The following is a 15,254-nucleotide window of genomic DNA, read 5'->3' on the forward strand; positions in this document are numbered from 1 at the left end:
AATTGTGTTCGCACACATTAATATTTTATTATGTTTGTGTAAGCAATATGGTGTAATTACGTGTTCGCACACTTATACCTGGATTGGCTTTTTAGAAAAGCAAACTGATCAAAAAGCAATCGATTGCAAAATAGAACCAAATAGAATCTTTTAACCAACCTAAATTCATGAAGTATGACAAAACTCAAACTATTAAATTGTAACCTTTTAAACCTTAGGGTTACAAAAATGTTGCTTGCTTCTGTTTTTATAGTCTTACTGGTGGCCTCCGGTAAAGCTGTAGCAGCAAAAAAAATGCTTGCACCAATTACCATCTCCGGTAAAGTGATGGATGAAACTGGTGAAACGATTATTGGTGCAACCATCAAAAGCTCTGCAGGTGGCGGTGCTGTTACCGACGCCAACGGAAATTACTCCTTAACCACAGAGAGTAATGCAACATTGACAGTTAGCTATCTGGGTTATGTTTCCCAGGAAGTAAAAGTAAATAACCGGACCAAGATCAATATTACCCTTGTGCCTTCATCAAACCAGCTGAATGACGTTGTGGTAATTGGCTACGGTACCCAGAAGCGTAAAGATGTGACCGGTGCCATTACTACCATTAAGTTTGATGAAGGGCCTAAATCTTCTATGCCATTCATGAATGTACTGGAAGCTATTCAAGGCACACCAGGTATCAATGTTGGTCCTTCTACAGCGGCAGGTGCTACACCAAATATAGTCGTAAGGGGACAGAATTCCATTGCTGGTGGCTCGCCGATAATTGTGTTGGATGGTGTTATCTTTAACGGCGACCTCAATGAAATTAATATGAATGATGTGGCTACCTACGATATCCTCAAGGACGCCAGTGCTGCAGCCATTTATGGATCCCAATCTCAGAATGGAGTGGTGCTCATTACCACCAAACGTGGAAAAACAGATAAACCGCAGATAAATTTCGGTACTTATTATGGTATCCAAAACTGGACGCGTGTTCCCAAAATGAAATCAGGGGAGAGTTTCCTACAATGGAGAAAAGACAATCTGTCTATCCGCGGTCAGGACATCAGCGACATTACCAAAGTGCTTACTCCATTAGAACTCAAAGCCTATAATGAAGGTCATGAATTGAATTGGATGGATGAAATTACCCAATATGCTCCGGTTCAGAATTATGAGATGAATGTGTCAGGAAGAACAGAAAAGCTGAATTACTATTTTTCTGCTGGTTTTCTGGACCAGAAAGGAGTATTGTATAATGATAAATTTACCAAGCCCAATCTTACGCTTAAATTGGAGAATACCATTACGGACTGGTTATCGTACGGTGCAAATGCCTATTACTCTTCACGAGACTTTTCAGGTTTTTCGCCCAACTTATACATGGCTACTTATATGTCTCCTTTTAGTTATAAATATCTTGAAGGGACAGATGATCAGATCCTGCAAAGATATCCTTCAGGAAGCACCTCTTTATTTAATCCTTTCTGGGGAAACCCAACCAACGCGCTGTTCCCCGGAATGTATGATGATGATTTGAATAAGCAGTATAATATAAGAGGAACTGGTTTTGTAAATGTGAAAGTTCCATTTATAAAAGGATTAAACTATCGCTTTGAAGCTACAGGCAACAAAGCCACCAGTGAGCTCGGTTATTTTCACCATGAATTTGGTGAAGTAAATACCTTGCTTCCTGCAAATGTGGCGAACCCGCTGCAGTTCTTATCTACTACAAATGGTTACCGCTCCACCGAACAGGAAAATTCATGGCTGATCAACAGTTTATTGTCTTATACGCGGTCTTTTGGCGTCCACAATATCGATGCACTTTTAGGATATACCAGGGATTATTCCTCTACTCAGCTTACCAGGTTCAGTGGTGCAGACTTCGCAAAAGCGGGAACTACCGTACTTGGATATAATGGTCTTCATCTGGCTACCACAAAAGATGGCAAGACTGAGCTGGGGGACATCAAAAATGTAGGTTATTTTGGACGACTGGCATATAATTACAAGCAAAAATATTATGCTACGTTTACTTATAGAAAAGATGCGAACTCTGCTTTTGGCGAAGATAATAAATGGGGGTCATTTCCTAGTGCCTCGGTAGCGTGGGCTCTTTCTGAAGAAGATTTCATGAAAAACAACTCGTTTGTGGATTATCTTAAGATCAGGGGATCTTACGGCAAGCTGGGTAGTCAGGCAGGTACAGTTTATCAAACGATTGCCTTTACAAACGGGACTAATAATACCGTATTTGGAAATGTTACCACCCCAACCAGTACCCCTGCGAATCTTGCCAATCGTCAATATAGCTGGGAAACCACATTAGGTTTCAATTTTGGTATAGATTTCCAATTATTTAACAACAGACTTTCGGGTAATATCGATGGGTATGCCACTAAAACATATGATCAATTGTTAACACGTGCACTCCCTTACTTTACAGGTTTCGGCAGCATCAAAGCGAACACAGGTGAAGTACGTAACAAGGGGATAGAGATTTCCTTAAATTCTGTTAACATACAATCAGAGCGTGGGTTTAACTGGAGTACAGGTGTCAGCTTCTGGCTGAACAGAAATAAGCTGGTAAGTTTATATGGACTGGATGTAAATAAAGATGGTAAGGAAGATGATGATATTGCAAATGGTCTCTTTATAGGGAAATCGCTTGGTGCAAATTTTGACTATACCGTAGATGGGATTGTTCAAAGTTCTGATGCAGAATACATCGCCAAGTACAGAACAGCCAGTGGAGGGCAGCTATTTTTTCCTGGAGATTTGAAGATCCGTGACCTGAATAATGATGGGATAATTAATGAGGCAGATAAATCGGTAGTTGGATATGGAAAAGAAAATTTCAATTTTAACATTTCAAATACCTTCAGCTATAAAAACTTCCAGTTGTTCTTTAGCGTCAACGCTATTGTAGGCGGTGGAAAAAACAATTTCTTCAGTTCTACCAATTTAAGGGGTCAGTTTACCGGTGCTACCTTACCTACAGCAGGAAACTGGCTGGATCTGCCTTATTGGATGCCTGACAGGGAAAACAACAAATATCCGAGACCAAATTATGCGAATACCTATCTGTATGGTTTTTATCAATCAAGAACATTTGTTCGACTGCAGACCGCATCCTTAAGCTATAACTTCCCTAAAACCATTACCGAGAAGCTTAAAGTAGATAACCTTAAAGTTTATGTTAGCGGAACAAACCTGATCACTTTAACAGGGTGGACAGGACTAGACCCTGCAAATGGCGCTCAGATCGGTGGAAACGGGGGCTCTTCGAATGGCAGCGTTAATATCTCCAACCCTTTAATGCGGACCGTATCTTTTGGACTAAACCTTGGATTTTAATAAACACTATAGCTATGAGATCATATAAAAATATTATAATCGCAGCAACAGCAGGAATGATGCTGCTCAGTTCGTGTAAAGACGATGCCTTTTTAAAAGAAACTTTGAAAGACAGGTTGAATACAGAAACAGCTTATACCAATAAGGCCCAGTTTGACGCCTTAAGCGCAAATATGTACCGCTCTATACAGCTAATGTACAACACGGCGGATCTTACCCATGAAGCTTTTATACTTGGGCTGGGAACAGATGTGGCTTTTGATCCCCGGGACGATGCAGCCAAATATAACAACTGGGGACTGGTAACTTCCCGCGAACCTTTTTCTGAAGACTGGTTTAACCTGCAGTACTCCATCATCAGAGATGCCAACACCTTAATTGAAAATGCGTCCAGGCCCGGTGTACTGTGGGTAAATGATGCGCAAAAGAATGAAACGCTGGCTGAAGGTTATTTTTTCAGAGGTTTTGCCTATCGTAACCTGGCCAATATGTATGGCGGTGTACCCATTGTTGATAAACCGGTTGATAATGCTAAGATAGATTTTGTAAGAAACAGCAGGGAAGAAGTATGGACCTTTGCCAAAAAAGACCTGGAGTTTGCCCGGGCAAACCTGCCTTTAACCACAACAAGTCCTGGCAGGGTGATTCGCGCTGCTGCAGACCATGTTTTAGCGGAGGTAAACATTTGCCTTAAAGATTATGACGGTGCTATTGCGGCTGCTACCAGGGTAATTGATGGAACTGATGGCGCTTATTCATTAGTCAATGCCCGCTTTGGTGCCAGAAGTTCCGAAGCCGATAAGGATTATTATTACGACTTGTTTGTAATGGGCAACCAGAACAGACAAACTGGTAATAGTGAAGGTATTTTTGTCGCGCAGTTCGAACAGACATCGACAGGGGCAGCAGTTATAGGTGGCACGCAGTACGCCGGACGTCCATTAATTGAAAGGATGATGTGGTGTAACTACTGGGGATTGGTTAAAGCCGGTTACAACAACGTAGCACAGGATAGTACCGGCCGTGGAGTTGCTTATTGCCGCCCTACCAATTATACCAATTATACCATCTGGAAAAATGCAGGTACCGATATCCGCAATAATGAAACCAATATTAAGCGCAAATACTATTTCGCAGCTAATGTTGGCAGCTTTAAAAAAGGAGATATTATCCCTAAATCTTTCCTTACCACACGTGATGATACGATGATTTATGTATATCCAAACTGGGCCAAATTCGGAACCGATAAGCACATTGCACAGAAACCGGATAATGGTTATGTAAGGGACTTCTATTTGATCCGCTTACCTGAAACCTACTTTCTGAGAGCAGAAGCCTATCTGGGCAAGTCTAGAGCTGACCTTGCCGCAGATGACCTGAATGTAGTAAGGAGACGTGCCAAGGCACCTATTGTTGCAGCAGCTGATGTAAATATCGATTATATCCTGGATGAACGCGCCAGGGAACTGTATGGGGAAGAATTCCGGATGATGACCCTGACCAGGTTGGGCAAACTCTATGAACGTACAAAGAAATACGGTTATGAGCGTGCTCAGGAATCTGTTCAGACTTTTAATAACCTGATGCCTATTCCACAAAATGCAATAGATCGGAACGTAGGTGCCTTGATGCCTAACAATCCAGGCTACTAATTTTTAAACACATACACACAATACAGACTGTGCAGGTATTCCCTGCGCAGTTTATTCTTTTTTCGCAATCCATTGCAAAAATAAATGCTTATGAGGTTAATCCAATTTATACTATTCTTCTTTACAGGTCTGCAGCTTTTAAATGCCCGGGCACAGGAAAAAAGCGGTTATATTCCCTTAACCCAGCAAGAACGTCAAAAAGTGGAGCAGTTGCTGAGTAAGATGACTTTAGAAGAAAAAGCACATCAGCTGGCCTCTTTTTACCCCAATGCCAATAAAAGATTAAATATTCCCCATATGCAGGCCGGCGAATGCCTGCACGGAGTAGTGGCTGCCGGAACCACCTCTTTTCCGCAGGCCATCTCTATAGCCAGTTCCTGGGATCCCTCACTGGTAGAAAGGGTATCTACCGTGATCGCAAAAGAAGCCAGGGCTTTAGGCATACACCATTGTTATACCCCAATGCTTGGGGTATTGCGCGATGCACGCTGGGGGCGCTTTGAAGAAGGTTATGGCGAAGATGCTTACCTGGTCAGTAAAATCGGTGTGGCTTTTATCAATGGATTACAGGGCCGTGGCAAAGACCGCTTCGGTAAAGACCGTGTGGTGGCAACCGCCAAACATTTTGTGGCCGATAGCGAACCCCTGCTTGGGGCCAACGGCGCTGCGGTCGAAATTTCCCTGCGCAGTTTACATGAAGTCCATCTCCCGCCTTTCCGGGCTGCGGTAGAAGAAGCCCAGGTAGGTTCGGTGATGCCGGCCCACCATACCTTAAATGGTGTACCCTGCCACATCAATACCTATACTTTAAACGATGTGTTCAGAAAAGAGTATGGCTTTAACGGCCTTGGTGTTTCTGACAACAACGACCTGAGGTGGGTACAAGACCGTTTGTTCGCAACCGAAACCCGGGAGGAGACCATCAGAAAAGCGTTGGAAGCAGGCGTACATACCGAACTGGCCTTTAAACAAACCTGGGCAGATAAAAGAATGTATGGCCCGCCACTTGTTGCTGGGGTAAAAAGTGGAAAGGTTCCGCTGAAACTACTGGACGATGCCGTTCGGAAAGTGCTGGAATTTAAGATCGCCCTCCACCTGGATGAAGAAGAAAACCCATTGGGTAAAGAAATGACCGAACTGCAGAAAGGCACGAAAGATGCAGATGTAAATGCCGATGTATTCTTTTCGCAGATAGATGGTTCATTGTCCAGCCCAAGGGCAAACTATAAAACCGTATTAAACAATCCCGCACATGATGCCCTGGCACTCGAGGCAGCCCGTAAAAGTCTCATCCTGCTGAAAAACAACAACCTGCTGCCTTTTAAAAAGGACCAGTTCAAAAAGATAGCCGTAATAGGCCCCAATGCCGATACCATCCGTTTAGGCACCTATTCTACCCAGCAGCCCAAACATTTCATCACCGTAAAACAAGGCATTGAAACCGCAGTGGGCAAAAATGCAACCGTGCTGTATGCAAAAGGAACTGATATACAGCATCCTGATGATGCGCAGATTACTGAAGCGGTTGCCATAGCCAAACAAGCTGATGTATGCGTCCTGGTATTGGGTGATGACGATAAAACCGTGATGGAGAACGTAGACCGTGATGACATCACTTTGCCAGGCCACCAGGATAAGTTGATGCAGGCCATCATGGCAACAGGTAAACCTGTGGTGCTCGTTTTACTGCATGGTCGTCCTGCTGCTATTCAATGGGCTAAAGATCATGTGCCGGCCATATTAGATGGCTGGTTTCTGGGCCAGGAAACAGGAACTGCCATCGCAGAAGCCCTGTTTGGTGACATCAATCCATCCGGGAAACTGACCGTTACTTTTCCCCGTAATGTGGGGCAGGTACCTGCATTTTACAATACCTTGATTCCCGGCAGGCCAAGGATGATGTGGGGAACGACCGAAGGGGCTACCTATCCATTTGGCTACGGGATCAGCTATACGCAATTCAGGTACGGAAACCTAAAGCTGTCAAAAAGTACCATGAATGATAAAGAAACCATTTTTGCCGAGGTGGAGATAACCAATGCTGGTAAAATGGCCGGCGATGAAATTGTACAGCTGTACCTTCGCGATGATGTTTCTTCACTGGCAAGGCCGATCAAAGAATTGAAAGGGTTTAAACGCATCAGCCTGCGCCCGGGCGAAACCCAAAAAGTTTCCCTCCCGATTTCTTCCCGTTCGCTTGAGTTCTGGAAAGATGGGAAATGGATCACCGAGGCCGGCAGCTTCAGCGTAATGATGGGGCCAAATTCTGAGGAACTCCAAACCGTTAAGCTGCAATTAACCAAATAACCTAAACCGATCAAGATGTACAGGCGCCGATTCTTATCATTAGTACCACCTGCAGCCCTGATGGGATTGGGTTTGCCTGCAGCTGCCGCGCAAGCCACTCCCGAAAATCCTGCAGGTATGCAGAAAAAAAATGCCGAAAGCCGGAAATACTGGATCTATGTGCTCACAAAAATAGCCGATCCGGTACTGGAAAGTCTGAGCAGGGGCCGGCTTAAAATAGAGATGCCCGTAGAAGTGAACCCATCCAGTAAATTTGACAGGAGCAAGGTCACTTACCTCGAAGCATTTGGCCGTTTGATGGCCGGCATGGCCCCCTGGCTGGAGCTGGGCCCCGATCCGACAGCAGAAGGAAAACTCCGGGCAAAATACATCCTGCTCGCCCGTAAAAGCCTTGCGCACGCGGTCGATCCTTCCTCTCCGGATTTCATGCAGTTTACCTCGCAAAAATACGAACAGGCACTGGTAGATGCTTCATTTTTAGCACATGCACTCATCAGGGCACCCAAACAACTCTGGGAACCCTTAGACGAGGCAACCAAAACCAATGTCATCAATGCCCTCAAATCTACCCGCAACATTAAACCCACTTACAACAACTGGCTGCTTTTTATGGCCATGATAGAGACCTTTCTAATGCGTATAGGTGACGATGGGGATTCGGTACGCATCGATTACGCCATAAAAAAACTGGAAGAGTGGTATAAGGGCGATGGCATCTATGGCGATGGGCCAAAGTTCCATTTCGATTACTACAACAGTTTTGTCATACATCCCATGCTCATCGACATTGTCAAAACAATGGTCGATAAGGGCCTGGAAAAACAGGAAATGTACCAGACCATCCTGGAAAGGGCCGCAAGGTACGCCGATATCCAGGAACGCAGCATTTCCCCTGAAGGCACGTTTCCACCTGTCGGCAGGTCGCTGGTTTATCGTTTCGGGGCCTTGCAGGCACTGGCACAGGTTGCGCTGATGTCCAAATTACCGCCGGCAATTAACCCCGCACAGGTAAGAGGGGCCATGTCGCTGGTCATTAAACGGATGATCGAAGCCCCGGGTACATTTGATAAAAATGGCTGGCTGACCATAGGCTTTTGTGGTCACCAGATTGATATGGGCGAATATTACATGTCTACCGGGAGCCTGTACCTCTGCAGTGTGGGCTTGTTGCCCCTGGGTTTGCCTGCCAGCGATGTGTTCTGGACTGGTGCCCCGGCCGACTGGACCTCAAAAAAGCTATGGAACGGTGTAAACATGCCAGCTGATCATTCTATTCCTTAATCCAAAGCTTATGCAAGTGAAAAAAATACTCACCTTATCTCTGTTCAGCCTGCTGACACCTGCGTTTCATGCCGGGGCACAGGATATGGATTATTCCCGGAAAGTCATCAAAACCTTAAGTTCCCCGGCATTCAAAGGCAGGGGATATGTGGCGAAAGGTGACCAGATTGCCTCAGCCTTTATCGCGAAGGAGTTTGAAAAATCGGGACTTATCCCCTTAAACAAAGGCTCTTATTTCCAGGATTTTGAACTTTCCGTCAATACTTTTCCAGGTAAAGTAGCCGTAAAGCTCAACAACACCAAACTCAAAACAGCGGCAGATTACCTGGTTGATGCGACCAGTCCGGCTATCCATGGGAAATTTAACGTAATCCCCGTGAACAGGGCAGGGATCAATACCCCGGAAAAATTTGAAGACCTGATCCGTCAGGCTGCAACATCCTTCATCCTGCTTGATAACCGGGATGCCGGTAAAGAAAGTACAGCAGAACAAAGAACCATTTCTGCCCATGTAAGGGCTTTGCGCAGCAGCGAAAAACTGCATTTTAAGGGCCTGGTTATTTTTACCACCGAGAAACTGACCTGGACCACCTTAACCTATCAAAATCCAAGACCAGTTATACAAGTAAATAAGCAGGGGCTTGATCCCGGTTCCATTCAAACCATTACCATAGATCTGGACAGCAAACTGAGACCAGACTACCAGACCCGCAACGTAGCCGGAATGATCAAAGGCTACTCTGGTTCAGATTCTACCCTGGTCATTACCGCTCATTTTGATCACCTGGGCATGCTGGGCCGCAAAGTTTACTTTCCCGGCGCAAACGACAATGCCAGCGGAACCACCTTTATGCTCAATATGGTCCGTTATTATGCGCAGCATCAGCCCAAATACAATACCGTATTTATTGCATTTTCGGGCGAGGAGATTGGCCTGCTGGGTTCCAGGGCATTTGTGAAAAACCCGCTTATCGATTTAAAAAAGATCAGGTTCCTGGTCAATTTTGACCTGGCCGGTACCGGCGAAGAAGGCATTAAGGTGGTCAACGGAACCATTTTCAGAAACAAGTTCGATCAGCTGTCGCAGCTCAACACCAAATACCAGCTGGTACCAAAAGTAGAGATCAGAGATGAAGCCTGTAAAAGTGACCACTGCCCTTTTTACCAGCAAGGCGTACCTTCTTTTTTCATCTATACCCTGGGTGGGATACAGGCCTATCACGATATCTATGATAAAGCCGAAACGCTCCCTTTAACCGCGTTTAAAAATTATTTCCAGCTGATGATAAAATTCTTTGATACATTTTAAAAAACGAAAAACCAGGAAAGGAAAAGCCTATGATTTAATCAATACCACAGATCAACTTTAATGCGCTGTAGCGTATGGAAGCAAAGGAAATGAATTCATAACGAAAAGAGAAAAACCAGACAAACCTCTGTTTTCGTGAACAATAACACTTAACCAAGTTATACAACATGAAAAAAATACCTATTCTTCTTGCCTGTATCCTGATGTGCAGCACCATTTCGGTGTATGCCCTCCATACAAAAAAGCAGGAAGTTTTTAACAGTACTACCAACCATACCAATACATACAGGCAAACTGCCCAGCGTGTCATAACCGGAACCATTTTCGATGAAACAGGTGAAGCATTACCCGGTGCAACCGTTAAAGTACAGGGAACCGAACGCGGAGCTGTGACCAGCGCAGACGGGAAATATACCCTTCAGGTCAACAGGGATACCGAAGTACTGGTCTTTTCCTATATCGGGTACATCAGCCAGCAAATCCCGATCGGCAATAAAAAAACGCTGGACGTAAAATTACTGCCCAATCCAAAAAATGCCCTGGACGAAGTTTCGGTAGTGGCATTTGGCGTGCAAAAAAAGGAAAGCGTAATTGGCTCAATTACTACAGTAAAGCCAGGAGAACTGCGGGTTCCTTCCAGTAACCTCACTACGGCACTGGCCGGCAGGGTTGCAGGTGTTATCGCCTATCAGCGAAGCGGGGAGCCAGGAGCAGACAATGCAGATTTCTTCGTAAGGGGAATTACCACCTTTGGTACCAATACCAAACCCCTGATCCTGATCGATGGCATTGAACTGACCACAACAGATCTGGCCAGGTTGCAAACAGACGATATTGCCACCTTTTCCATCATGAAGGACGCTACTGCTACGGCATTATACGGTGCCCGCGGTGCGAATGGCGTCATCCTGGTTACCACCAAACAAGGGGTTGCCGGTAAGGCAAAAGTTTCTTTAAGAGTAGAAAACTCGGCCAGTAGTTCAACCAGCGATGTGGAGCTTGCCGATCCGGTTACTTATATGAAACTGGCCAATGAAGCTACCGCAACGCGGAACGCCCTTACGCCAATCCCGTATCTTGAAGATAAAATAGAAAATACAGCCAATGGCGTTAACCCCCTTATTTTTCCGGCCAACGACTGGCGTAAAATGCTGTTTAAAGATTATGCAAATACCCAGCGGTACAACCTGAACGTAAGCGGTGGCGGTACTGTGGCCCGGTATTATGTGGCCGGCGCATTCAGCAAGGATAACGGCTTGCTTAAGGTCGACAACAGGAACAACTTTAACAACAACATCGATTTTAAAAGTTATTCCCTGCGTTCTAACGTCAACATAGACCTGACCAAATCAACCGAACTGATAGTGCGGCTGAGCGGAAATTTTGATGATTATAACGGGCCTATAGAAAGCGGTACTACGATGTATAGAAATGTCATGCGGTCTAACCCGGTGCTTTTTCCGGCCTATTATCCTATAGATGCAGACCACTCCTTTGTCAAACACATCATGTTCGGAAATGCTTTTGGCAATAACTACATCAATCCCTATGCAGATATGGTAAGGGGCTACCGCGATGAAAGCCGGTCGCAAATGCTGGCGCAGTTTGAGCTGAAGCAAGGCCTGAATGCCATTACCGAAGGACTTTCCGCAAGGGCCATGGTCAATCTAACCCGTACCTCCAACTTCAGCTACTCAAGAGCCTACAACCCTTTTTATTATCAGCTGGGCGGCTATGACCTGCTTGCCAACCAATACAGCATTTCATTGGCCAACACTACAGGTAAAGAGTACCTGGGTTTTGCAGAACTGCCTAAATCGCTGAATTCGACCTTTTACTTTGAATCTACCGTTAATTATAGCCGTGCTTTTGCTAAAAAACATGAAATCGGTGGATTACTGGTGATGATTGCCAGGGAAAGCCTTGGGGGGGCAAATGCCCAGGATATCTTTCAATCCCTTCCTTCCAGGAACCTGGGTGTTTCGGGCCGTGCAACCTATGCCTACGACAGAAGGTATTTTGCGGAGTTTAACTTTGGTTACAATGGCACAGAACGCTTTGCTGAAAACAACAGGTTTGGCTTCTTCCCTTCAGCCGGTCTGGCCTGGAGTGCCTCTAACGAAAAATTCTTTGCACCGCTAACAAATATAATCACCAACCTCAGGTTCCGTTATACTTACGGTTTGGTAGGTAACGATCAGATCGGGAATATCAATGACAGGTTTTTCTACCTGTCTAATACCGACCTCGACAATGCCGGCCGGAGAGGCGTTTTTGGAAGGGACCTCAATGAGATAAAAAACGGGGTGGTGGTGAACAGATATGCCAATCCAAACATCACCTGGGAACGCGCAACCAAGCAAAATGTAGCTATGGAACTCAGCCTGCTGGGCAAAGCCAATATCGTTGCAGAATATTTTACCGAAAAGCGGGACAATATACTGATGACCCGTACATCCATTCCCAATACCATGGGCTTGTCCTCTGTTTCCAGGTCTAACGTAGGTAAAGCCAGCGGACGTGGCGTAGATATTGCGTTGGATATGCAGCACGCCTGGTCCAAGGATCTCTGGCTCTCTGTACGTGGAAACCTTACTTATGCCACCAGCAAATATGACGTTTATGAAGAACCACAATATGCAGAACCCTGGAAATACAGGGTAGGCAATTCTTTAAACCAAGTCTTTGGTTATATCGCAGAGCGTCTGTTTGTAGACGATCAGGAGGCCGCCAATTCACCACGCCAGGAGTTTGGCGGGCAATATGGTGGAGGAGACATCAAATATACCGATCTGAATGGAGATGGAAAAGTGAACGAAGCTGATATGGTGCCCATTGGTAACCCTAATGTTCCGGAAGTGGTTTACGGCTTCGGATTCTCTTTAAGTTATAAAAAGTTTGATATTTCTGCTTTTGCACAAGGTTCGGGCAACGAATCGTTCTGGATTGATCCTGCGGCAACGGCTCCGTTTGTATCTTATACCTATCCGAACACCACAGAACCAATTAGTGGAAGGGTATTTATGAACCAGTTGCTGCAGGCCTATGCCGACAGCTATTGGTCAGAAGAAAACAGAAATGTCTATGCTACTTTACCCAGGTTAAGCAATACCCCGAATGCCAACAACAACCAGACCAGCACCTGGTTTATGCGGAACGCGGCCTTTTTAAGGCTCAAACAGGTCGAGCTCGGTTATACCTTCCCGAAAGGATTGGTAGAGCGGATCAAGGCGTCCAACTTCCGCATCTATGCCAGCGCAACCAATTTGCTGATGTTCAGTAGATTTAAGATATGGGATGCGGAAATGGCCGGTAATGGCCTGGGATATCCCCTGCAAAAGGTCTTCAACTTTGGCCTCAACTTAACTTTTTAATAGCTATTTATATGTACGACATGAAATATTTAAGAAAAGGAAACTGGTGCCTGAAGGTAGCTGTCCTTATTTTTTTCTCTGCATTCAGCTCCTGCAAAAAATATCTGGACATTATTCCAGATAACATTGCCACCATAGACAACTCCTTCACCATGCGGGCCGAGGCAGAGAAATATCTGTATACCTGCTATTCTTATATGCCTAAAGACGGAAATCTTGACCTTGACCCTTCTATTCTTGGCGGCGATGAGGTCTGGGCAATTGACGGGCCGCCAAAACCAACGTTTAACCACCGGATATTCAACATTGCCATGGGCCGTCAGGCTACCGTTAACCCCATCGCCGACAGCAACAGCCCTACAGATACCTATAGCATTTGGGTAAACCTGTACAGGGCATTGCGGGATTGTAATATTTTCCTGGAAAATATAGGGAAAGTACCCGACCTGAAGGAAGAAGAAAGGGCACAATGGATTGCAGAAGTGAAATTTCTGAAGGCTTACTACCATTTTTACCTGGTCAGAATGTATGGTCCGATCCCATTGATCAAAGAAAACCTGCCTGTAGAAATGGACATCTCTACCGTAAAAATTTCTAGGGAACCGATAGATGAATGTTTTGCCTACATCGTACAACTGCTGGATGAGGCAAAAGACGATCTGCAACCGGTAGTCGCTGATCCTGTAAAAATGCTGGGCAGGATTACCAAACCCATTGCCTATGCCTTAAAAGCAAAAGTGATGGTAACGGCTGCCAGCCCGCTCTTTAACGGCAACTCAGAGCAGGCCACCCTGAAAAATCCGGATGGTACCCAACTGTTCAACCAGCAGTTTTCGGCTAACCGCTGGAGCGATGCCGCACAAGCCTGTAAAGAAGCCATAACCGTTGCCGAGGCAGCAGGACATCGCTTGTACAAATTTGACAGGGCCAGTTCCGCCTCGGTACTTACCGATCAGATTGTGCAGCAGCTGAGCATCAGAAATGCATTTACAGAAAGATGGAACCCAGAGATCATCTGGGCAAACAGCCAGAGTCTTTCCGCAGCTACACAACTGATCGCTACCCCGAATGTCGATTTTCGCTATCAGGACAACTCTGTGATTGGTTATGAACTTGCTCCGCCCTTAAAAATTGCAGACATGTTTTACAGCAAGAACGGAATACCCATAGAGGAAGATCCCAGCTGGAATGTAAACCAGCCTGCGATCAAAGCAGGTACAGCTGCTGATCAGCGTTACATCAAGCTGAACTATGAAACTTCGGCTACCAATTTTGACCGGGAACCCCGTTTTTATGCCAACCTCGGTTTTGATGGTGGCGTGTGGTACGGACAAGGATATTATAACGATGCCGTACCTACAGGCACTTATTATGTATCTGCCAAAAAAGGACAGCCAAATGGTAAAGGAAAAGCAGATTTTGGTTCGGTAACCGGTTACTTTATCAAAAAATATGTGCATTTCCAAAATACCCAGGGCGCATCTTCCGGTGATTACAGCATTAACAATTATCCATGGCCGATCTTCAGACTGGCCCAGTTGTACCTGTTGTATGCCGAAGCCTTAAATGAAAAAAACGGGCCAGACGCCGAAGCATATAAATATATCAATTTGGTGCGGGAAAGGGCTGGTTTACAAACCGTAGAACTATCCTGGTCTACCTATTCCAACAATAAAGGCAAGCATCTGACACAACCCGGTTTAAGGGCCATTATCCACAGGGAAACGCTAATTGAAATGGCATTTGAAGGTGCCCGTTTCTGGGACCTGAGAAGATGGAAAGAAGCCCCTCAGGAATATGTAAAACCGGTACAGGGCTGGGATATCGAACAAGCTACATCCGGTTTGTACTATCGCAAAAAACTGATCTTTTCTCCAAGGTTTGGATTAAAGGATTATTTCTGGCCCATCCGCGACAATAACATTTTAAACAACAGGAACCTGGTGCAAAACATAGGTTGGTAATTCACGAATAAAATAAATAAGT

At 45.2% G+C, this 15,254-nt stretch carries 7 protein-coding genes; all 7 read left to right on the top strand.

Features of this window, described 5'->3' with window-relative positions:
• Positions 1 to 174 precede the first annotated feature (174 nt).
• The 7 genes from R2Q85_RS19240 to R2Q85_RS19270 all read left to right on the top strand — a co-directional run bounded on the left by R2Q85_RS19240 (position 175) and on the right by R2Q85_RS19270 (position 15,232).
• Positions 175 to 3,345 (top strand): TonB-dependent receptor, encoded by a 3,171-nt coding sequence (locus R2Q85_RS19240; RefSeq protein WP_316813418.1) that lies wholly within the window; start codon positions 175 to 177, stop codon positions 3,343 to 3,345.
• 14 nt (positions 3,346 to 3,359) lie between these two features.
• Positions 3,360 to 4,997: a RagB/SusD family nutrient uptake outer membrane protein gene (locus R2Q85_RS19245; RefSeq protein WP_316813419.1), complete on the top strand. Its 1,638-nt coding sequence runs from the start codon at positions 3,360 to 3,362 to the stop codon at positions 4,995 to 4,997.
• A gap of 90 nt (positions 4,998 to 5,087) precedes the next feature.
• Entirely contained in the window at positions 5,088 to 7,304 is a 2,217-nt protein-coding gene (locus R2Q85_RS19250) for a glycoside hydrolase family 3 C-terminal domain-containing protein (RefSeq protein WP_316813420.1), read from the top strand.
• Between the two features lie 15 nt (positions 7,305 to 7,319).
• On the top strand, positions 7,320 to 8,585 hold the full coding sequence (locus R2Q85_RS19255; RefSeq protein ID WP_316813421.1) for a DUF2264 domain-containing protein: 1,266 nt from the start codon (positions 7,320 to 7,322) through the stop codon (positions 8,583 to 8,585).
• Between the two features lie 10 nt (positions 8,586 to 8,595).
• Entirely contained in the window at positions 8,596 to 9,894 is a 1,299-nt protein-coding gene (locus R2Q85_RS19260) for a M28 family metallopeptidase (RefSeq protein WP_316813422.1), read from the top strand.
• Between the two features lie 167 nt (positions 9,895 to 10,061).
• Entirely contained in the window at positions 10,062 to 13,268 is a 3,207-nt protein-coding gene (locus R2Q85_RS19265) for a TonB-dependent receptor (RefSeq protein ID WP_316813423.1), read from the top strand.
• Positions 13,269 to 13,288: 20 nt separating this feature from the next.
• Positions 13,289 to 15,232 (top strand): RagB/SusD family nutrient uptake outer membrane protein, encoded by a 1,944-nt coding sequence (locus R2Q85_RS19270; RefSeq protein WP_316813424.1) that lies wholly within the window; start codon positions 13,289 to 13,291, stop codon positions 15,230 to 15,232.
• Positions 15,233 to 15,254: the final 22 nt, after the last annotated feature.

The sequence above is a fragment of the Pedobacter heparinus genome (assembly GCF_032678725.1).
Lineage (GTDB): Bacteria > Bacteroidota > Bacteroidia > Sphingobacteriales > Sphingobacteriaceae > Pedobacter > Pedobacter heparinus_A.

What these genes read in the sequence shown, in the direction of transcription:
- R2Q85_RS19240 (WP_316813418.1), top strand. Translation starts at nt 175, where the DNA reads ATGACAAAACTCAAACTATTAAATTGTAACCTTTTAAACCTTAGGGTT.
- R2Q85_RS19245 (WP_316813419.1), top strand. Translation starts at nt 3,360, where the DNA reads ATGAGATCATATAAAAATATTATAATCGCAGCAACAGCAGGAATGATG.
- R2Q85_RS19250 (WP_316813420.1), top strand. Translation starts at nt 5,088, where the DNA reads ATGAGGTTAATCCAATTTATACTATTCTTCTTTACAGGTCTGCAGCTT.
- R2Q85_RS19255 (WP_316813421.1), top strand. Translation starts at nt 7,320, where the DNA reads ATGTACAGGCGCCGATTCTTATCATTAGTACCACCTGCAGCCCTGATG.
- R2Q85_RS19260 (WP_316813422.1), top strand. Translation starts at nt 8,596, where the DNA reads ATGCAAGTGAAAAAAATACTCACCTTATCTCTGTTCAGCCTGCTGACA.
- R2Q85_RS19265 (WP_316813423.1), top strand. Translation starts at nt 10,062, where the DNA reads ATGAAAAAAATACCTATTCTTCTTGCCTGTATCCTGATGTGCAGCACC.
- R2Q85_RS19270 (WP_316813424.1), top strand. Translation starts at nt 13,289, where the DNA reads ATGAAATATTTAAGAAAAGGAAACTGGTGCCTGAAGGTAGCTGTCCTT.